The organism is Spiroplasma citri, assembly GCF_001886855.1.
GTDB classification, from domain to species: domain Bacteria; phylum Bacillota_I; class Bacilli_A; order Mycoplasmatales; family Mycoplasmataceae; genus Spiroplasma; species Spiroplasma citri.
Map to the genome: position 1 here is coordinate 1283867 of NZ_CP013197.1, position 21241 is coordinate 1305107.

Annotated in this window: 24 protein-coding genes, 1 tRNA gene and 2 pseudogenes; 15 read left to right on the plus strand and 12 right to left on the minus strand. The window is 26.8% G+C overall.

The annotated features are described in order from the left end of the window. Positions 1-58: 58 nt before the first annotated feature. The 3 genes from SCITRI_RS07565 to SCITRI_RS11710 all read right to left on the minus strand — a co-directional run bounded on the left by SCITRI_RS07565 (position 59) and on the right by SCITRI_RS11710 (position 2588). Entirely contained in the window at positions 59-1678 is a 1620-nt protein-coding gene (locus SCITRI_RS07565; protein WP_071937837.1) for a DAK2 domain-containing protein, read from the minus strand. 112 nt (positions 1679-1790) lie between these two features. Next, positions 1791-2129, minus strand: coding sequence for an Asp23/Gls24 family envelope stress response protein (locus SCITRI_RS07570; protein ID WP_071937838.1), 339 nt, complete (start codon positions 2127-2129; stop codon positions 1791-1793). A 321-nt stretch (positions 2130-2450) separates the two neighbouring features. Next, complete coding sequence (locus SCITRI_RS11710; RefSeq protein WP_237237905.1) at positions 2451-2588, minus strand: hypothetical protein; 138 nt, start codon at positions 2586-2588, stop codon at positions 2451-2453. A gap of 237 nt (positions 2589-2825) precedes the next feature. On the opposite strand from SCITRI_RS11710, the gene SCITRI_RS07580 reads away from it, so the two are divergent. From SCITRI_RS07580 to SCITRI_RS07590, 3 genes are all read left to right on the plus strand, one after another. After that, positions 2826-3449, plus strand: a complete 624-nt coding sequence (locus SCITRI_RS07580) for a hypothetical protein (protein ID WP_071937839.1) — start codon at positions 2826-2828, stop codon at positions 3447-3449. 157 nt (positions 3450-3606) lie between these two features. Then, positions 3607-3804: a 50S ribosomal protein L28 gene (rpmB, locus tag SCITRI_RS07585; RefSeq protein ID WP_071937840.1), complete on the plus strand. Its 198-nt coding sequence runs from the start codon at positions 3607-3609 to the stop codon at positions 3802-3804. Between the two features lie 106 nt (positions 3805-3910). After that, positions 3911-3995, plus strand: a tRNA-Leu gene (locus SCITRI_RS07590). Positions 3996-4035: 40 nt separating this feature from the next. On the opposite strand, the gene SCITRI_RS07595 is transcribed toward SCITRI_RS07590, so the two are convergent. The 8 genes from SCITRI_RS07595 to SCITRI_RS07630 all read right to left on the minus strand — a co-directional run bounded on the left by SCITRI_RS07595 (position 4036) and on the right by SCITRI_RS07630 (position 11596). Continuing rightward, positions 4036-4644 (minus strand): thiamine diphosphokinase, encoded by a 609-nt coding sequence (locus SCITRI_RS07595; RefSeq protein ID WP_071937841.1) that lies wholly within the window; start codon positions 4642-4644, stop codon positions 4036-4038. Next, positions 4631-5311 carry a ribulose-phosphate 3-epimerase gene (gene rpe / locus SCITRI_RS07600; RefSeq protein ID WP_071937842.1) on the minus strand — a complete coding sequence of 227 codons (681 nt, stop codon included), beginning with the start codon at positions 5309-5311 and terminating at the stop codon, positions 4631-4633. The genes SCITRI_RS07595 and rpe overlap by 14 nt, the downstream gene beginning before the upstream one ends. 12 nt (positions 5312-5323) lie before the next feature. Beyond that, positions 5324-6193 (minus strand): ribosome small subunit-dependent GTPase A, encoded by an 870-nt coding sequence (rsgA, locus tag SCITRI_RS07605; RefSeq protein ID WP_071937843.1) that lies wholly within the window; start codon positions 6191-6193, stop codon positions 5324-5326. A 6-nt stretch (positions 6194-6199) separates the two neighbouring features. Further along, on the minus strand, positions 6200-7213 hold the full coding sequence (locus SCITRI_RS07610; RefSeq protein ID WP_071937844.1) for a protein kinase domain-containing protein: 1014 nt from the start codon (positions 7211-7213) through the stop codon (positions 6200-6202). A 92-nt stretch (positions 7214-7305) separates the two neighbouring features. Then, positions 7306-8067: a PP2C family protein-serine/threonine phosphatase gene (locus tag SCITRI_RS07615; RefSeq protein ID WP_004027751.1), complete on the minus strand. Its 762-nt coding sequence runs from the start codon at positions 8065-8067 to the stop codon at positions 7306-7308. Positions 8068-8069: 2 nt separating this feature from the next. After that, on the minus strand, positions 8070-9107 hold the full coding sequence (gene rlmN, locus SCITRI_RS07620; protein ID WP_071937845.1) for a 23S rRNA (adenine(2503)-C(2))-methyltransferase RlmN: 1038 nt from the start codon (positions 9105-9107) through the stop codon (positions 8070-8072). A 112-nt stretch (positions 9108-9219) separates the two neighbouring features. Next, entirely contained in the window at positions 9220-11301 is a 2082-nt protein-coding gene (locus tag SCITRI_RS07625) for a PTS transporter subunit EIIC (protein WP_071937846.1), read from the minus strand. 121 nt (positions 11302-11422) lie between these two features. Further along, positions 11423-11596, minus strand: coding sequence for a hypothetical protein (locus SCITRI_RS07630; protein WP_237237907.1), 174 nt, complete (start codon positions 11594-11596; stop codon positions 11423-11425). A 311-nt stretch (positions 11597-11907) separates the two neighbouring features. Here SCITRI_RS07630 and SCITRI_RS07635 point away from each other — a divergent pair, with 311 nt between their 5' ends. The 12 genes and pseudogenes from SCITRI_RS07635 (at position 11908) to SCITRI_RS07685 (ending at position 19056) form a co-directional block, all read left to right on the plus strand. Next, a complete protein-coding gene (locus SCITRI_RS07635; protein WP_071937848.1) occupies positions 11908-12759 on the plus strand; it encodes a MurR/RpiR family transcriptional regulator in 852 nt (283 codons plus the stop codon). Positions 12760-12833: 74 nt separating this feature from the next. Then, positions 12834-13082 carry a hypothetical protein gene (locus SCITRI_RS07640; protein ID WP_071937849.1) on the plus strand — a complete coding sequence of 83 codons (249 nt, stop codon included), beginning with the start codon at positions 12834-12836 and terminating at the stop codon, positions 13080-13082. A gap of 480 nt (positions 13083-13562) precedes the next feature. Continuing rightward, a complete protein-coding gene (locus tag SCITRI_RS07645; protein ID WP_071892014.1) occupies positions 13563-13799 on the plus strand; it encodes a hypothetical protein in 237 nt (78 codons plus the stop codon). A 511-nt stretch (positions 13800-14310) separates the two neighbouring features. After that, positions 14311-14595: a hypothetical protein gene (locus SCITRI_RS07650; RefSeq protein ID WP_157092883.1), complete on the plus strand. Its 285-nt coding sequence runs from the start codon at positions 14311-14313 to the stop codon at positions 14593-14595. Between the two features lie 545 nt (positions 14596-15140). Continuing rightward, complete coding sequence (locus tag SCITRI_RS07655; RefSeq protein WP_071937151.1) at positions 15141-15386, plus strand: hypothetical protein; 246 nt, start codon at positions 15141-15143, stop codon at positions 15384-15386. A gap of 268 nt (positions 15387-15654) precedes the next feature. Next, complete coding sequence (locus SCITRI_RS10630; RefSeq protein WP_167693716.1) at positions 15655-15819, plus strand: hypothetical protein; 165 nt, start codon at positions 15655-15657, stop codon at positions 15817-15819. Beyond that, entirely contained in the window at positions 15797-16237 is a 441-nt protein-coding gene (locus SCITRI_RS07660; RefSeq protein WP_071937851.1) for a DUF3627 domain-containing protein, read from the plus strand. Before SCITRI_RS10630 ends, SCITRI_RS07660 begins: the two co-directional genes overlap by 23 nt. Before the next feature lie 152 nt (positions 16238-16389). Continuing rightward, positions 16390-16593 carry a DUF2649 domain-containing protein gene (locus SCITRI_RS07665; RefSeq protein WP_071890543.1) on the plus strand — a complete coding sequence of 68 codons (204 nt, stop codon included), beginning with the start codon at positions 16390-16392 and terminating at the stop codon, positions 16591-16593. After that, a pseudogene (locus tag SCITRI_RS07670) lies at positions 16593-17606 on the plus strand (hypothetical protein). The gene SCITRI_RS07665 and the pseudogene SCITRI_RS07670 overlap by 1 nt, the downstream one beginning before the upstream one ends. Beyond that, entirely contained in the window at positions 17599-17976 is a 378-nt protein-coding gene (locus SCITRI_RS07675) for a hypothetical protein (RefSeq protein ID WP_071937327.1), read from the plus strand. Before SCITRI_RS07670 ends, SCITRI_RS07675 begins: the two are co-directional and overlap by 8 nt. Beyond that, positions 17976-18212, plus strand: coding sequence for a hypothetical protein (locus SCITRI_RS07680; protein ID WP_015967964.1), 237 nt, complete (start codon positions 17976-17978; stop codon positions 18210-18212). The genes SCITRI_RS07675 and SCITRI_RS07680 overlap by 1 nt, the downstream gene beginning before the upstream one ends. Beyond that, positions 18175-19056 (plus strand): spiroplasma phage ORF1-like family protein, encoded by an 882-nt coding sequence (locus tag SCITRI_RS07685; protein ID WP_204305185.1) that lies wholly within the window; start codon positions 18175-18177, stop codon positions 19054-19056. The genes SCITRI_RS07680 and SCITRI_RS07685 overlap by 38 nt, the downstream gene beginning before the upstream one ends. A gap of 15 nt (positions 19057-19071) precedes the next feature. Here the strand turns inward: SCITRI_RS07685 and SCITRI_RS07690 are convergent. Continuing rightward, positions 19072-21233, minus strand: a pseudogene (locus tag SCITRI_RS07690) (spiroplasma phage ORF1-like family protein). Between the last annotated feature and the right edge of the window lie 8 nt (positions 21234-21241).

A 21241-nucleotide genomic window follows, 5' to 3' on the forward strand; every position in this document is an offset into this window, starting at 1 on the left:
TCATAATTCATTTCAAGATAAATAAATAAAAAACTTAAATTCATTTTATTATTTTTATTTACTCAACAGCAATTAAAAATGGGTATAATGTTTGATCACCATCAATAAATTCATATTCAACATCAAAACTTTCATCGAGATATTTTCGAATTGCATTAATATCTCGTGTTTCTGCTTCTTCACCAGTAAAAATTGTTACAATTTCTGTTGATTTTGTAATTGCTCGGTCAAACAAGTATTTCATTGTTCGTGATAAGGTTGGAAATGAACAAATAATTTTTTTATTCATAATCCCCATATACTCCCCTTTGTTAATTTTAACACCATCAATTGAAGTTGTTTTTGCTGAAACAGTAATTGATAAACTTGTCACATTTTTAATACTTGCTTTTAATGTTGAATAAATCTTTTTCGGTGCTTCTCCTGGTTCAAATGATAAAGCTGCTACCATTCCTTCTTGAATTGATGTTGTTGGCACAATATATACATTTGACTTACGTTCAACTTTGGCTGCTTGTTGTGCTGCTAAAATTGCATTACTATTGTTTGGCAAAATAAACACATCAACCGCATCAACTGCTTCAATTGCATTTAAATAATCATCAGTTGATGGATTCATTGATGCTCCACCATTAACAGTAAATTGAATATTTAAATCAGTTTTGAAAAAATTGGCAATTCCATTTGATGGTGTAACGGCAATAATAGCCGCAGAATTTTTTAATTGCCGGTCAACTTTAATTGTCTTAACATGTTTGGCTGCTTGTAAATTCATATTTTCAATTTTAATATTCTTAAACTCACCATGTTGTTGTAAAAAAGTTACAATATAACCCGGAAGTAAAGTATGAACATGAACTTTTAAAATATCATTATCAACAACTGCAACAATTGATTTTCCACCTTGATCTTCTAATGTTTGGCGAATTTGCATTATATTAATTTTATTAATATGCTTATTATCTAACATTACAATTGCCTCAGTACAATAACCAAATTCTTCGTTTTGCAAATCCATAACAACATTATCACCAGTATTTTCAACTTGTTTTTTTCGTTGTGGCACAATTTTTCCTGTTTTTCAATATTCTGTAATGCCTTCAAATATTTTTACTAAACCAAAACCACCTGAATCAACAACACCAACTTCTTTCAAAACTGGTAGTAACTCCGGAGTATGATTCAATGACTCAGTTGCAAAATCAACAATTTTTTGGAATAACTCTGGAACAGAGATTTCTTTTTCTAATGTTGAAACATGTTCCGCAGTTTCACGGATTACAGTTAAAATTGTTCCTTCAACCGGTTTCATCACCGCTTTATAAGCAACTTCATTAGCTTGTGAAATTCCTACTTTAACTGAATCAAAATTTAATTCATCAAATTCTTTTAAACCATTGGCAAAACCACGAAAGATCTGCGATAAAATAACACCTGAATTGCCACGTGCCCCCATAATTAAGCCACGCGCAAAAACATCAGCAACCTTACTAATTGATTCCGAATTGAGTTCATTAATTTCCTTAACAGCATTAGTCATCGTTAAATTCATATTTGTTCCTGTATCTCCATCAGGAACTGGAAAAACATTTAATTTATCAATTTCTGGATAAAAATTATATAAATTATTATAACCGCTGATCAGCGAATCTTTAAAAGATTTTGCATTAAATTCCATTTCTATCACCTTTACATTTTTCATCAATTAAGTTCGCTTTTTTAGTTGTCCTAAGTGATATAATTGTAAATCTTGCATCACTCAAATATCTCATTTTAATAAAATTTCCTACCTAAATTAATAAGTCTTGAATATTTACATTCACATAAATCATAATATCATTTGAATAAATATCCAGTTTTTCTAATTCATATTTAATCCTAATTTTTATTTCTTGGGCAATATCTTTAATATTTACTCCTTCTAGCAAAATAATAAAGATTTCTATGTAAAAATTACGGCCATCTTGTCTCAATTTAATTGACTGTGAGTAATCTTTAAGTAGCATTATCACATTGTCTTCATTATTTTCAGTATCATCAACCTTTGCGAATCCAGCGACCCCAGGGACTGTAATTACTGCTGCATGAACTAAATCTGCAATTTTAGCTACATTAATTTTCTCAATCATAAAAATCACCACTAAACTAAATTAACATTATTAATTATAACGAGAAAATACAATAAAGCAATAAATTTATTATATTTTCTTAATTAAATTGTTAACTCTTTGTTGTCTTTCCCCCTTATTATTTAAAAAAATCATCAATGTTCGTTAGCATATGACTAGGACTAACAAGTTTTTCTAATGTTTTCTCTTCCGCTAATATTAATTCTTGATACTTTAAAACAAAGTCTTTTGTATTAATTTCTTTTTTTTCTGAAACATTTTTAATTTTAATACATTCATTAATATCCTCTCAAGAAAATCCATGTTGTACTCTTAAAGAAGCTATTGCATGAGCAATACTATGGTTAACGATTCTTGATTACGTTTGCCACCAATTGTATTATTAAATGATAAAGTTTGAGTAAAAAAATAATGATTATTCCCTTGTTCACTTGTTTTTCGTACTGTCATTTCAATCACAATATTTTCCTCCTAGATGTAATTCTACTATAAATTAAGGATAATTACTACCTTTTAAAGTTTAATCATTAAGCAAATTATTTACTGAATACTAGGCAAATTAAATGAGCATTAATTATATAGTAACTGCAATGTTATAAATATATTATTTTTCAATAAAATAAGTTACTATATAATTAGTGTATGACTATTTTAATTAGTAAATAACATTACTTTTCAATAAAAAGGTGTAAAGATATGAATAAAATAGAATTTTTAATTAATTTAGATAAGGTGAACAGTGATTTTAAAAAATTATTAAAAGATTTTGATAAGTTAGAAAATAAATATCTTAAAATAATAAAAAAAGATAAAAATCTAAAAGAAACAATAAATTTAGAAGAATTATCAGATATTAAAAATGTTTCAAATGAATTATATACAGAAGTAATTTTCCCCTATTTTCAACATAAAAATGAAGAAATCATTCCAAATGGCCGAGAAATTATTGAAACAGTTACGGGTACTTACCAAAATTTAAAAACTAAAGTTAATAATTTTGTCTTAAACACAGACAAAGCAATAACTGATGCACAAAAAAATACCCAATGATATTTACCTAAGTCAAAGATAAATCCAATTGCAAAACCACCACGCGCAAAATTATCTGATCAAGAATTATTAAATTTAGAATCACAGCCAGGAACAAGTGGGGTTCAAGCACAAGCCAATAAAAAAAGCCCACAATCTGTTCCTTCCAAACCACATTTAACAGAGTTACAAAAAAAGAACATTATTGCAATTAACAAACAAGTAAAAAATATGACCCAACAAGAAAATCAACAGGAACAAACAACACAAGTTGAAGAAAATTCAAGATAATGTGAAGATGAATAACACTTTTAATAATGGTTTTATCCATTTTTTAACTTAAATTTAGCAAAAAACTGATGGTTTTCATAAAAATTAGATTTATACTTGCTTTTAATTTAAAAATTAGTTATTATTTTATAGTATGCAGATATAAAGGAGTGAAATTATGGCAAGAAAATGTGAAATTACTGGTAAAAGTGCTTTATCAGGAAACAAACGTTCACACGCGTTAAATGCAACCCATCGTAAATGAAATGTTAATTTACAAAAAGTAAGAATTGTTGTTGACGGTGAAGTTAAAACATTACGTGTTGCAACAAGAACTTTAAAAACATTAAAGCGTAAAGGACAAATTGCGCAATAAATAAAGTTTAAAAAAACATTGATAAAATAATAAAAAAGGAAGCATAAATTTTAAAATTTATGCTTCCTTTTTCTCTAAAATACGATAAAATTAAAAAGGTACAAATGCCCATGTGGCGGAATTGGCAGACGCAGTAGACTCAAAATCTACCGAAGAAATTCGTATCGGTTCGAGCCCGATCATGGGTACCAAATTTTAAAGTAAAAAATAATCGGTTTAAAAAACCGATTTTTATTTACTATAAATTGCGATAACTTGACCTGCTAAAACATCAATATTTCCTACTGACGCAAGAAATTCATTGCTAACTGCATTAGGCGATAATTCTACTAATTTTAATTGTTTAGCATTATATTTTAAATTACTAATCGTCACAGTTGCTGATTGTAAACTAAATAATGAAAAATAACGATAACCTGACTTTTGATAAACTTCATTCATTCCTGGTTTTAGTAAATAAGCATAAGTATTATCATTCATAAAAATGATATTGTAACAACAAATAAAATTAAAACAACTCAACTCCATATCAAATCGATTGCCTTGGGCAATAAAAATAATTTCTTGTGGGTTTAATTTTAAAGCTTCTTGTAATGCTAATTCACCATCAATATGATCTTTAATTTGGGAAACTATTAGTAACTCTTTTGCTTTATTAGCAATCAGTTTTGCTTCTGTTGTTGTCAAACTATCTTGGTCACAGCAAAAAAGATCAAAAGTAGCAAAATTTTTAATTAAATCTAAGGCACCCCGTTCAACACCAATTTTATAATAATCTTGATACTGCTGTAAATCTAAGTTTGTTTCTGAACAAACAATTAAAACTTTATTTGTTTTCATTCGCTAATAATCCTTTCAGCCGGGTTGCTAAATCTGTATGACCAAATAAATAACTACCCGCTACTAATACATCAACCCCATATTGTTTACAAAGAGTTGCAGTCTCAGCATTAATTCCTCCGTCAACTTCAATTAATGTTTTGCCATTATTTTGATCAAGATAGTCTCGTAAGGCTTTAATCTTTGTTGCTGCAGCTGAAATAAAAGTTTGACCGCCAAAACCAGGTTCTACTGTCATTACTAAGACTAAATCAAGATGTTTTAAATAAGGGAAAATAACTTTAACTGGGGTTAATGGTTTAATTGCTAACCCAATTTTTATGTTTAATTTTATTCGTAAATTTAAAAATTCAGTTAATTGTGGTGGGGTTAATGCTTCATAATGCAAAGTAATTGCTGATGCACCTGCTTTAATAAAAGGCAGCAAATAATTTTCAACACTACTATTTTTAATTTTAACCATTAAGTGACAATCAAGATACAAATCACTATAACTAGTAATATCAGCTAAAATCTTTGGACCAAAAGTTAAATTTGGTACAAAATCACCATCCATTACATCAAAATGAATTCATTGTGCGCCAGCTTCCTTAATTGTTGCTAATTCTTCTTGTAAGATTAAATAATTTGCACTTAAAACACTTGGTGCAACAAGATATTTTTTCATCATTACCTCTTTCTATTGCTCTTGCATAATGCGAACATAATCATTATAAAAAAATTGTGGAATAATATTCGCTTGAACTAATGCTTTTATTTTGCAATGCGGTTCGTGTAAATGTAAACAAGTTCGAAACTTACATTCATTAGCATATTGATTAAAAAAATGATAAGAGCGTGCTAATTCTCCTTTTTCATAATCTCTTAAATCAAATGTTGAAAAACCTGGCGTATCAGCAACCATTCCATTTAATAACTCATATAATGCGCTAGTTGTGGTTGTATGTTTTCCTCGCCCTAATGCTTTAGAAATTTCTTGCGTCTTAATTATTTCCGCTTGTAATAATGTATTTAAAGTTGACGACTTACCACTACCAGTTTGCCCAGTTAACACTGAGATTTTATTTTGAAAAAGTTGTTCAAATTGTTGTCATATTTTTTTATCATCTTTTTTATTACTAATAAAATAAACTTCATAACCTAACTTTGGATACCAGTTAAAATATTTTTGATAAAGTTCATCTGTTTTCAATAAGTCTTTTTTAGTAAAAACAATAACTGGTTTTAAGTTTTTATATTCAATAAATGCTAAATATTTATTTAATAAATATGAATTAAAAGTCGGTTCTGCCATTGCTGTAATAATAACAACTTGATCAACATTAGCAATTCGTGGACGGTATAATTTATTTTTACGAGGTTCAATTTGATAAATAATTCCTTGCTTGTCATTTTGAATTTCAAATTGAACATAATCACCAACAACTGGTTTAATTTCTTGATGACGAAATAATCCTTTTGCTTTGCAAGCATAAATTTGGTGATCAGTATCATTTTTAACATAACAAAACTCGCTAACAATGCGAATAATCATTCCTGTTTGGTGCATATTATTCTATCCTGGTAAAAACAAGCAAAGTCAAACTAAGGCACTAATAAAACTAACTAGTAAGAAACTAAATAACCAAGCAACCTTAGTTCTTAAAAATCATGGATAAGAATAATACCGATCATAAAGTTTGCGCTGTTTGCCTTTTACTTCAAACAAATTTGATAACTTTAAAGTTTTTTCAGATTGATGCTCTGGTGCTTCAATTGCTTGTAAACTATTATTAAAATCTGCTACTGTCTGAAACCGCTCACTTGGATCTTTTGAGATTGCCTTTAAAATAATATTTTCTAAACTTTGTGGTATCAACGGATTTACTAACCGTGGTCGTAATGGTAATTCTTTAACATGTTTAACCGCAACAAATGTTGGGTTTTTCCCAACAAAAGGAGCCATACCAACTGCTAACTCATACAACATAATGCCTAAAGCATAAATATCACTACGTTTTGTTGCTGGTTTTGATTGAACAATTTCTGGTGCCATGTATTTTGATGTTCCAATGATTTTACCACATTCTAAATCTTCACTATTTTCTAAAATTGCAACACCAAAATCAGCAACCTTAATTTTACCATCATATGAAATTAAAATATTTTCTGGTTTAATATCACGATGAATAATATCATTATGATGAGCTTCGGTAATAGCTAAATTAATTTCATCAAAAAAATATAATAATTCTTTAACAGTACAAGGACCTAATGTTAGTAAGCGGTCTTTTAAAGTATAACCTTTAACTAATTCCAAAACTAGACAATGACGATCATACGCTTGAAATGAGCCATAAACTTTAACCACATTATTATGGGAAAACTGCGCAATTGAATTATATTCTTTATTAAAACGTTCCACTGCTTCTTTATTTTTTGATAATGTCAATGTCATAATTTTAATTGCAACATGTCGTTTTAATAAAATATCATATCCTTCAAAAACTTCAGCCATACCACCATCGGCAATTTTAGCTAAAATCTGATAACGATTATGTAACATAGTTCCAATTGTGATTTGTTCCATCTTCTTCACCCTTTTACCTTATTATTTTAACTTGTAAACATCATAACACAAAAAACTAAGAAGAAAAAACAACAAATAAAAATAACAGCGCTTTAATCTGTTATTTCAAAAACAATTCCAGTTAAATTATCAGTTGATAGGTTTTCTAATGCCCGATCAATTAAAATTTTAACTTTATCATTTAATTTATTTGCCGATTTTAATGTTTCAATTAAATCAATTTCATCAATATAATCATGAATTCCATCGGTGGTTAATAAATACTGGCCTTTAATATCCTCAATAACATAAGTATCAATTTTTAAATTCTTTGTTGGTCCCAAAGCACTTGTTAATACTTTTCAAAAAGTATGCATATTATATTGTTTTTTATATTGACCTTGAAATTCTAATTCTTGTTTTTCTCGATACTCTGTTGAATTTTCCATATTTTGGTCAGTAGTAATTTGATAAATTTTATCATGATGTAATTTATATAACCGTGAATCACCAATATTAATAACATATACTTTTCCGTTAGCAATTAATGCAGCAACAACTGTTGTTCCCATATCACTTGTATCAGGATAAATTTGAGCATAAGTAACCATTTCTTGTTGAATTGTTAAAATTGTTTGACGAAACCATTTATTAATTTCTTCATCGGACAAATGGTTAAAATTTGTCCGTTTAAAATGTTCCACCAAACTATCAACAGCCATTTTACTGGCAACTTCGCCATGTTGATGACCACCCATCCCATCACAAACAATGGCAATATAATTGTTAAAACTATTATTGGCAAAATCAAAGTAATCTTGATTACTACTACGATAAGCACCAATATCAGTTTTGTATCCAAACCGTATTTGCATAATTATTTTCTAATAACCCCTTCATTTTTAGCTCGTAATTGACCGCAAGCAGCATCAATATCGTGACCAAATTCACGACGAACAATACAATTAATTTTTTGTTGTTGTAAAGTTTCAAAGAATTTATTAATTTTAGTACTACGTTGATGCCCATTTTCTGCAACTGTGTTATAAGGAATTAAATTAACATATGCATTTAATCCTCGAATTAATTTTGCTAATTCTAATGCTGTTTCACGACTATCATTAACATTCTCAATTAAAATATACTCAAAAGTAACACGTCGATTAGTTAACTCAATATAATAACGAACTGCATCCATTAATTTTTCTACTGGGTAAGCTTTATTAATTGGCATTAATTGATTCCGAATCGTATTGTTTGGAGCGTGTAATGAAATCGCTAAATTAACTTGCGTCTTTAACTCTGCAAATTGTTTAATTTTTGGGACTAACCCACAAGTAGAAATTGTAATATGGCGCGCACCAATTTGATAACCTTTTGGGTCATTAATAATGTTGACAAACTTAAGCGTATTATCAAAATTATCAAATGGTTCACCAATTCCCATTACTACAATATGACTCACACGTTCATTTGTTGTTGCTAGATAACGATTAACCATCATAACTTGTTGAACAATTTCTGCCGTTGATAAATTCCGTGTTTTTTTTAATAATCCTGAGGCACAAAAAGTACATGCCATATTACAACCAACTTGTGTTGTAACACAAACAGAATTACCATAACTTTGGGGCATTAAAACTGTTTCAATTTTATAGCCATCGGCTAATTGAAACAAAAACTTTACTGTTCAATCTTTCGACTGTTGTTGAACAACAATTTTTAATGGCTCAATCGTATAATATTCTTGTAATTTATTACGATCAGTTTTAGAAATATTTGTCATTTCATCAAAAGAATATATGTTTTTGACATATATTCAATCAAAAATTTGCTCTGCTAAATATTTCTTAAAACCATGCGCAACTAAATCTAACTGTAATTCTTCTTTTGGATATCCAAAAATTGATGTCATTATTTTCCACTCCATTTTTATATATTATAATTTTATCACAAAATAGCATTTGTTAAAATAGACAAAAAAAACATTAATTAAAAAATTAATGTTTTTTCATATTTATTTAATTTTAACCTTGTTTTGAGTTTAATTTTGGTGTTTCTTTATTATTACGCATTTCAGCTAATAATTCACGCATATATGGTTTAATTACTTCTTGTTCTCCACCATAAATAATTTGGACTGATTGACCACGAATAAGCATTCCGGCGCTGCCACCTAATGCTTGAATTCCATCTTGATTGACAAGTTTACTATCAACAACTGTAATTCGTAAACGTGACGCACATGAGTCAACTGCCGTAATATTATCAGCCCCACCTAAAAAATCAATAATTTTACGGGCTTTTTCCCGTTTTGTCGCATCACCTTTTGCTGGTCCTGATGAAGTTGTTTCATTAGTACCTTTTTTTGCTTTAAAATCAGCTTTAGTATATAGTTTTGTGGCGCCATCACGACCCGGAATTTGAACTTCTCCATATTTAATTGCGAAGTAGAAAGCTGAAAAATAAATTCCAATATATGGAATTCCAACTGCAAGAATTCAATAGAAGTTTGTTCCTTTTCCACCAACAAATGGAATAATACCAAATACAATAAAGTCAATAAATCCACCCGATACGGTCATTGATGTATGTACATGTAATAATCCCATTAACATAAATGAAATTGCACACAATGGCATATGAACACCATAAAATAACCATGGTGCTACAAATAAGAAAGTAAATTCAATTGGTTCAGTAATTCCTGTTAAGAAACAAGTAAAGGCTGCTGAAAAATAAATTCCCATTACTGGTTTTCGATTTTCTTTTGGAACACTAAAGTACATTCCTGCTGCTGCTGCTGGTAAACCAAACATCATAAATGGAAACTTACCAGTTTGGAATCGTCCTAAATTTAACCCCATATGTTGAACCATTGTGAAGGTAATTTTTGGATCAGCAATAACTTTATACATAATTGTTTGATCACCAACTGCTGCTATTGTTGAAGCATTTAGTTCTGATACTCATCTAGTAATTGCTGCCTGTGCTGTTCCAACTGTAATTGTATTTAAATCAATATTAGCATCAATATAATTTAGCTCTTGTAAATCCTTAAGAAAAGCCATATAACTTAAAGAATCTTTTGAAACATTAGCGATTAAATCTGCCATACTTCCTCCCGCTTGTGTTCATCATAATGGTGAATAAAAGACATGATGCAAGCCAAATGGCACTAATGATCGTTCAAAAATCTCAAAAATTAAAGAATCTAACCCTATTGGTAATTTTCCTGAGTTATTTCCGAATCATGCTAACCCAGTACCAATTAATGGTCAAATAAACATAAAAATAAAAGCTAATGGAATTACTGCCATAAACGTAATAATTGGAACTAATTTTGTTCCACTAAAAAAAATTAACGCTGAAGGTAATTGTGTTTTATGAAAACGATTATAAGCGAAAGCTGCAATTGCTCCAACAAAAATTCCTCCAAAAACACCAGTATTTAATGAATTAATTCCTAAATTAGAAGTCAATAGTTTATTTTGAACTGCTCATGTTTGGCCAGTATAAAATAACAAATTAAATTGATCAGTTACTCGTACTGAACTAACAATTGTGACAGTAACATTCCCTTTAACTAATTCTTTATAAATATCACTGGTTCTCATTCATGCTAATAATTCATCACCCGTTAGTAAAGTTGTGTTGGCTGATGTGACACCATCAACAGTTAATCCCATAATTGGTGAAGCACCCCCTTCAATATTAACAACATATTGAATATGAGCATATGCCTCATTTAATAATGACAACTGAATTGCATTAAAAACTAAAAACCCAACTACGGAAGTTAATGCTGCTACTCCAGCATCTTCCGTATAAGCCATTGCAACAGAAATACAAAATAATACTGGTAAATTACCAAAAGCAATATCTCCCATTTTATTTAAAAAATTTCCAAAGTATCAAGCTGCTGAAGCAGGATCAACTTTTGATGAAATAGTTGCACCAACTCCTAAAAAGATTCCAGCAATTGGTAACAACGCAATTGGTAATAGAAATGCTTTACTTAATTTACTTAAAGTCCCCATTGTCCTTTGATTTGATTGTTTCCATCAAGCCTTTGACATAAAAGGTTTAAGCTTGGCTTTCTCATTCATTTTTAATTTCTCCTTTTAAATTAATAGTTACTAGTATAATTATAGAATTTAACTAACTAAAAGTTAAGTTAATTACTACAAAGTAAAAAGTTTTTTTCATTTTTTTAAAATAATGACAATTTTATAAAACCAATAGAAAAAGAGCGGAAAGACTAATAACATAACAAAAAAAAGCACTATATAACGCAATATTACGTTTAATATAATTCCATAAATCTAAATTTTTATTATTTTTAGCATAATAATCTCCGCTATTAACTAATCGTTTCTTTTGGAAAATTCAAATAATTAACAATATTGTCCCCACAAGAATTCCAAAAAATAAAATTGATAAATAGGTAATATGTTGTGGCGATAAACTTAACATAATTGTATTTTTTACTCTTTCTATTAAAATAACTTGCTTATATTTGGATTTTTATATAAATTTTCATTATTTTATAATTATATTATAGAATAATTTTATTTAAAAATATGAAAATTATGCATATTTTAATAAATTAACAAATTATTTTCTACTTTATTATTCGCATAATATGTTGTAAAATAGAATTAGTTGATATTATGAAAATAATTTTCATGGTGAAGTTGATGAAAGGAGTTTCTATGTTGTCTCTGTTAACATATGATAAAAATACTTTGACTGATACTGAAATATCAGTTATTAAACAAATTTTTCAAAATCCTTTGCTATTTACTAGTAAAACAATAACTGAATTGGCAAAAACTTATTATGTCAGTGAATCAACTATTACACGAATGGCGAAACACTTAGGATTTAAAAACATTAAAGAATTACAAATGCATATTTATGAACGATTAAATTTTCTAAACAAAAATTACGAAACTAATGAAACGATGAATTTAAAAGATATCGCTAACAATATGCGTGTCTATTATTCTTATAGTATCCATGAAACAATTGACAATATTGATTTAGAAGTCTTAGACCGACTAATTAATGATATTGTTCTTAAAAAACGAATTTTCGCCTTTGGCATTGGTGCATCATTTCTTGCTTGCCGCGTGTTACATAGTAACCTAAATATGATTGGTTATAACTGTTATACAACAGAAAATATTCATTCATTAATGGTTACTCTCTCAAATGCCGAAGCCGATGATTTAATTATTATTTTTAGTAAATCAGGAAAGACAAATGAGGTCGTTAATATCATTAATTTAGCAAATAAACTCAACATTGATGTTGCTTTAGTTACTAATAATCCTAACATTGATGAATTATATAAAATTAAACATAAAATTTTATTTGAAGTTCATACAAAAGAAAATGAGCGTTTTCCAGCATTATCTTCTAAAATTGTTCAAATTTTAATATCTGATATTATTTTTCGAAGTTTATTAAAAATTCATCCAAATTTAGAAAATAAAATCAAAGCGGCTAATGCAATTACCGAAGATTACAATCAAAGTGGTAATAAAAATAAAGACTCTTAATTAGTGAACATCTATAATAAAGTAAACTCTTAAAAAGAGTTTAATATTTTATTAGGAGATGTTCTTTTATTATTATGGGAAAATGATACACAAAAGAAGAAAAAATAAAAATTATTAAATATTATCATAAAAATGGGTATATGAATACAATAAAAAAAATTACTATTGCAAAGGAAACTTTAAGCAGATGAATTAAAATCACAAATGAAGATAATTTAATTCCTGGAAAGGGTCCTCAGTCAAAGGGAGTTCGCAGACTAGGACGACCTAAAACTATTGATTTTAATAGTATGAGTAAAGAGGAACTAATTAAATATATATAGAAATGATACAAGATATAAAAAAGTATTTAACCAAATCGAAGAAAATGAAATTTTGAGCGGTTTGGTCCTTGAAAAAAAATACACGATTAAATATTTAACTCATATTTTAAATATTTCTAAATCAGTGTATATTATAAGTGATTTAACAATGGTATGCAAAAATTTAATAAGTGAGATTCAAAATTAGCTAAATTAATTAAAATATCATTTTTGAAATTTAATAAAATTTATGGTTATAAAATTCTAACTTTGATAATTAATAAAATTGAATTATGTAAAATGAAGTGCAACAAATCTTTATTAATTAAATAATATAATAAAAATTACAAAAATCAAACATAAATTTATAAAAATTAAAAATATTTTAATTTTTATTTTATTTTTATCCATACGTATAATGTACGATGAAGCTCCAAAAAAGCAACTCTTGTTAAAGGGTTGTTTTTTTATTTGAAATAAAACAACTCCTAAAAGGAGGTAATGATAATTAAACAACAAAAAATATGTGATGTTAATGATTGTTATAAATTATCATCATTCATCAACGAAGAATTTGTATCAAATAAAGTTTTATGAACTTGTGAAAAACATAGAAATTTATTGAATAAAGTAAAAGATAAAACACAAAAGCAATTTTATCAAAAACTAGAAAATTCAAAAATTATCTTTGATTATGAAACTGGTTCTTTAAAACTTTGATTTTATAAAACAACTTAATGCAGAGTGGGACGGTTATTTTAAATAACTAAGTGCTTCCATAAGAACATGAGTATTAACTCATTCCCACAGCCGTCCGAGGCAAGTACTGAAATAGTGTATGAGAAAAAATGTAAATCGGCGTTGGTTATTATTTTTAATAACTTGCGATAGTGGTGATGTGTCCAAGGCTAACATCGAACCACAATAAAAATAGAGATGGTGACACAAACAATTAAATTTGCGATTAGCATTCGGTCCTTCATATGGGTGCAAGTAAATTTAATTTCAAAAACTGAGCGTCAAATCCCAGAGCGAAAGCACAAATGGGCACGGAAGAAGGAAGACATATATGTCTGGCGTCTAATTTAAAAATATAGTTGCAGATTTTTAATAGATGCTAAAACAAAGATAATAATGCCTCCGCTCACCCCCAGTGAAGCGGAAGGCAAAGTAAATTAAATATAACTAATTCTCGCTTTGGAACTTTCACTTGGGAGTGAGTTCCAGCGAGTTAAAGATAGGAGAAACAATGATGGAATATAAAAGTAAATATATTAATAAAACTTGAGATGAAATAACAACATCATTTGATTGAGTTAATTGCCAACCTATTGATTGTCGTATTTCACATCATAAAAAACATTATGATTTGCAATGTTTAGAATGAGCAAAAATGTACTTAAATTTATTTAAAGACAAGTGAAATCTTATTGCGTCTTATATGGAACATTACAAAATTAAAGATATTTTAGATTTAGCATCAGATGGATGAAAAATATTACAATTTGAGAAAAAAATAAAAGGAATAATTTAGGAGGTAAAGATGAAAAAGAATAGTTGTCTTAAAAAAGATATTGAGGTTATTGCTTTAAATGTGATAAACAAAATAAATATATCCTTACACACAATGAAAGATTGCATAAAAAAGATTGGGGTATAAAAATATAAAGAAATTAAATAAGAATAATTAAACCATTTACTAAAATGGTTTTTTTATTTAAAAAAACCTAAAATAACTAATTGATTCAAAACAAGGACAGCATCTTTAAATATTTATAATTTTAAAATAATAAAAAAGTTGTTTCCTTTCTGAAAAAAACCATATTAAATTAAGAAATTATTAAATAATCCATATATCTACTTAGTAAAGGTGTTGTCCTTGTTTTGTTTCACTTAGTTATATTAATAAATCAATCGTTAAATATTAGATTGGAGAAACTAAAAATGGAAAAAATCAATATTATGATTAGATGCAGTAAGTGCGGAATGCCAAAGCGAATTCATAAAGTTAAACATCGCGGAAAAACAGAATGATTTGAAGATATTTATTATAGTCAATATTAAATTTGATTTATAAAAATGAAAATTATTAAACAACAAAAAATATGTGATGTTATTAATTGTTATAAATTATCATCATTTATCACCGAAGAATTTGAAACAAATAAAATTTTATGAACTTGTCAAAATCACAAAGTTTTATTAAATCAAATTAAGTATATAAACAAAGAAAAAATTTGACTTTATAATAATTTGGAAAATTCAAGGATAGATTCTGATTGAAAAACTGGGTATTTAAAAATCTTTTTTAGTAAAATTAAATAATTCTAATATAACAAGATGAATAACTCATCTATGGCACACTAGTTATGTTATTTGATTTATTAATTTTAATTTTATATTTCTTTTATTAAACTTGTTAATAGTATTTTTCAGTGTGCCAATTTTTACTATTTTATATTTTTAATAATGTTAATAACAATGTTTATTAAACAATAAATAAACTATAGATAAACAATATATAAACATTAAATAAACAATAGATAAACATTAAATATAACAATGTTTATTAAACAAAGGAGTGTGATTAATTATGTTAGGAATTTGAATATTTTTTTTAAAACGTAAATGTCAAATTTGTCATTCTATTTTGAATAAAAAAATTGTTGGTAGTTTGTATTTTAAGTTAAATGTTTGTTCAATGCAGTGTAACCGAAAGCGAGTTGATTTGAGTAATGTATCAGAAACCAAGTTATAAGAAAAATATTAACGTAGAAAATTGCTTTATTCGAAGAGAATTTATAGTTTTTAGAACAGATAAAGCTTCATTTATAAATTTACCTAATCATAATCGTCATATTGGTTTTTGATTGAGTAATAAGTTTATTTATCCGAGTGAAAAAAATTGTAATCAAGTAGCAATCGGTTTGATTTATGATAATTATTATCCTATTGTAAAATATGATGAAAATTTAAAGCGTAATATTTGAAAGAGTTTAACTGGAACCGAATTAATTAATTTATATAATCAATATAAACAAAATTACTCTACTAAAATGAAAAAAGCGTTATTTTCAAGTGAACCTAAAAAAGTAAAAACAAATAAAAATAATTTAACAAATTTAAGTGTTGAAAAAGAACAAGAATTAATTAATGATTTGAAAGACTTAAATTAAATGAGTTTATATGATTATTGAGTTCAATTTGTTAGTTATATTATTGGTGCAAATGCCCCTGAGTTTTTATATGTTATATCTTTTGTGTTATTTGTTGTTTTATTTTTTGGAATGTTTTTTAAACTTATTCAAAAAATATGGAGTTTTTAAAAATGCAAAATGATTGAATTAAATTAAAAGAGTTTTTTATTCATATATTTTTGTTTATCGATAAAACGAATGTTGAAAGTATTACAATGTGGAATTTAACGCAAAATGAATATTTAACCTTGATGGTTGGTGTTTGAGTTGTGATTTTGTTTTTAACTTGGTTTTTCTTGTGAATGGTTTTTAAGATAGTTGGGTATTTTAAATAATGAAAAAATTTATATTTTTCTTTAAAAACTATTGTTATATTAGTGGTTCAATGCTTTTGTTTAGTTTAATTGATTTATTACTTTGGTTAATTTCTTTGTATTGTGTTGGTTTAGTATTTTGAATATTATTTGCTTTGCAATGTGTATATTTTGTGTGATGATTGTAAAAAAATATTTTTTATCAGTTAAATTCTTTTGGGTTAGTAAATTTTGTTTGAGATAATCCGTTATCGGTAATTATTGGTAAGTTAGGAACTGGTAAAACATTACTTTTAACTTATTTGTCGCAAACTATGAAATTATTGACAGATGAAATTTATAGTAATTATCCCTTAGAAGATGATAAAGTTAAAGTTTTAACATTTAAAAATTTAGATTTTACTGATAGAACAAAACCCGTTCCCCTAGATGATAGTGTTATTTTATTTGATGAAAGTTATTTATATATTGACGGAACTAGTCCTCACGATGAAAAAAAAGTTCATAGTGGTAAAATACCGTGAATTGTTTTAGCGAGACATTTTGGACATCGTGCGTTGTTTACTGCTCAGCGTGAGGGTATGATTTGAAATAATATTCGCCAGTTAGCAAGTGGAATTATTATTCCAATTTCATTGAAAAAACCCGTTGCTAAAAAAGGATTTAATTTTTTTAATCGTTTCTTTATTATGCGAATTGGGATTTTCCAAGATATAACGGATTATGAAATTTGAAAAACAAAATCAGTAGAACGAACAGCAGAAGGTAAAAGAGCAAAACATAAGTCGGATGTTGGGTTAGGAATTCGGTTTTTTAAAATAATAATTCCCCTTGAATTTGCTAATAAGTATGATAGTGAATGGTTAAAGTTTGTACGTGATTTAAAGAATGATGAAATTGTTAATGAAAAATTTTATTATTGATCGGAAATCACAAAATTAAGCGTTAAAGAACGATTGGAGTTATTTGATATTGATATTTTGAAAAAGAATTTAAAACCTAAAAAAGAGAAAGGAAATAGTAAAGATGATTAATTTATTAGTTGAAAATAATAATAGTAATTGAGACAAGATTTTTAGTTTTGTTTTTGATATATTTTTGTTTATTTTTGATGTAATTTGAAATACAAAATTACCGATGACAAATACGTCAATTGCTTATTTTTTAATCTTTTTTATGGTTATTAAGTTATCGATTTATGCAATTCACGGGACATCAACACAATATAATAATTTAGGTTCGACAGTTAATAATGGTGTTTCGCAAGTATATTCGTCAACTGTACGAAAAGGTATTAATGTTGGTAAAAATGTTTATCAAAATAGTAATAAGCAGCAAGTTAAACGAGAAATTAAGCGTCAAAATGTTAGACAACAAGCAAAATTTAAAAGAGGTGTTAAGTAATGATTAAATTAGTTTTATTGGTGGCGGCGATTGCGATATTTGGAACTGGTTTTATTACTGTTATTATTAATCAATTTACATCAGCAAAAAATATTATTATGGATTTATATAATTCTGATACTTGGTTGATTTGATTATTTGGTAGAATGGCAGTTTTGTTTAGTCATCCGTTAATGTTAACAATATCGAGTTTATATATTGTTGGGTTTATTGTTTCAAAAACATTGTATAGTTAGGAGTTGAGTTTATGAAAAAATCGTTATCTTTATTTGCCATATTTATTTTAACTTTTTTGGGTTTGGTTATTCCCCATTTATTACTTTAACGGCGTTTAGACCCTTAAATGAGGAGCAATATACGCTTAAACAAGAAAGTAGTACTGGTAAAGGTATTAATGAAACTGATTTTATTAATACAATGTTTTTACGCAGTAGTTTTTTTGAAAATTGATCGGAGACAAATTATTTTATTAATCCAACTTTAAAAACATCAAAAAATTTATTGTTTAATGATAAATGGTATTTAGATTTTTTACAAGATAGTTATTCAACCGGAGTTGTTTATGATAAACCTGGTGAAATATTTTTGAATTATTATCGACAATGACATAGTTTAAAAAATAAGTATATGGTTGAAAAATTTTATGATGTTAAAAAGGAGAATTTTTTGGATGATTTAACTGATTTTATTTATGCTTTTGCTGTAAAATATAAGATGTTTGATGTATCGAAAGAAATTGTGGAAAATGTTGACCGTTATAAAGAAAATCATTATCCAAGAGTTAAGTTAAACCAAGATAATTGAAAATTAATTGATAGTTCTTTAAATAATATACAAAAAGAATTTGAAAAATATAATGATAAATGATATTTTATTATTTGAAAAAGAGGAAATAGTTCACATTGAATATGACAATCAATGTTTTTTAAATATGATGAGTCTGCTCCTAGAATGACAGGCGCTTGACTTTCTTCTATAAAATCAATTTATCGTTGAGATAATACAAATAAACCTAAAAAAATAGAATTTAATGAAAGTACTGGTGAAATTACTGACTGAAAAGAACAAAAAAGGAACTAAATAACAGTTCCTTTTTTATATTAATCGCACAAATTTCATAAAAATAATTAATAAAAAGATATTTGTTATTGTACTATACAATGCGGGATTAAATTTTCATACTTCAAATATTTGACTAAAAAAACTATATACTGTTTCAAAAACCTTACCAACACCACTCGCTAACTCATTAACTTGTTTAACACCAGGAATAGTATTGACAATTCAAATCACCGCATTTTTAATATGAGCACCAAAATCTCATCAACCCTCTGGCGTTACATATTGCACTTGTCATCATTGTTTATCGGGAAACAACCCACCATTATTAACCTCTTGTCAGTTATAAATTCCAAAATTAAAATCATAATATCGGTACATATCATTCCCTTTTTGTGCTTGCAATTCAAAAACATTATAACCGATTTTTTGTTCTTCAATTTTTTTATATTGCAAACCATATTTATTTTGTAAATCACCGCCAAAAACATAACCCGAATTTGACTTAATATTATAATTATTAGCAACCGAAAAATCATAATTAAAAACACTACCATAATTATTAATCGTATAAAACCGATTTTTAAATGCTGAATATAATTTAATATCTAACTGTTTATATTTATCTGAAAAATAAAAATATCGTGGGTAAATTTTAAAACCATTTTTTACTAATAAACCATATTTTTTATTATAACCTTGAACATAAGTATTATTCTCTAAATCAAAAATCGTACGTAAATAATTAGTATAAAATTTCTGTGAAATCTTAAACATACTATTTAATAATTTATCAAATTGTAATTTATCGTTAATATTTTCACTCAACAAAATATTATTAAAATTTTGTAATTTCAAAGCAAAAAAGTTAACTAAAACAGTATCATACTGTAAATTATTAATATATCCATTTTCAATAAACGAACTACGATTTTGAAACACTGGCACCAAAGCACTTGCAAAAAACGACTGTAAAAACTTAGATAAATCAAACTGACCGCTAAACTGTTGATAATATTTTAAATCTTTACTATTTAATGATGCATAAATTGAACCATTAAAATTAAAAACCTCACCCATTCCCATTCGCATAAAACTAAAATTAAAACTTAAATCATCATTATTAATATTATTTAACTCTAAACTACCAGAAATAATTAAATTTGCTTCATCAACAGTTAAAATCATCCGATAAATTGCTTTTTTAATATTTTTAACATCCAATTCATCAACCGTCTCAAAATCAAAAATTATCCGCTTTGTACCAACCTTATTCGGATTTTCATAATCCGCACTACCACCTTGCTGAACCCTAGTATTTTCTAGCAAAACAGAATATAAAGATAAACTAATAAATTCTTTTACGCGAGTTTGTTGATAACTATTTCAGTCAGTAATTTCACCAGTACTTTCATTAAATTCTATTTTTTTAGGTTTATTTGTATTATCTCAACGATAAATTGATTTTATAGAAGAAAGTCAAGCGCCTGTCATTCTAGGAGCAGACTCATCATATTTAAAAAACATTGATTGTCATATTCAATGTGAACTATTTCCTCTTTTTCAAATAATAAAATATCATTTATCATTATATTTTTCAAATTCTTTTTGTATATTATTTAAAGAACTATCAATTAATTTTCAATTATCTTGGTTTAACTTAACTCTTGGATAATGATTTTCTTTATAACGGTCAACATTTTCCACAATTTCTTTCGATACATCAAACATCTTATATTTTACAGCAAAAGCATAAATAAAATCAGTTAAATCATCCAAAAAATTCTCCTTTTTAACATCATAAAATTTTTCAACCATATACTTATTTTTTAAACTATGTCATTGTCGATAATAATTCAAAAATATTTCACCAGGTTTATCATAAACAACTCCGGTTGAATAACTATCTTGTAAAAAATCTAAATACCATTTATCATTAAACAATAAATTTTTTGATGTTTTTAAAGTTGGATTAATAAAATAATTTGTCTCCGATCAATTTTCAAAAAAACTACTGCGTAAAAACATTGTATTAATAAAATCAGTTTCATTAATACCTTTACCAGTACTACTTTCTTGTTTAAGCGTATATTGCTCCTCATTTAAGGGTCTAAACGCCGTTAAAGTAATAAATGGGGAATAACCAAACCCAAAAAAGTTAAAATAAATATGGCAAATAAAGATAACGATTTTTTCATAAACTCAA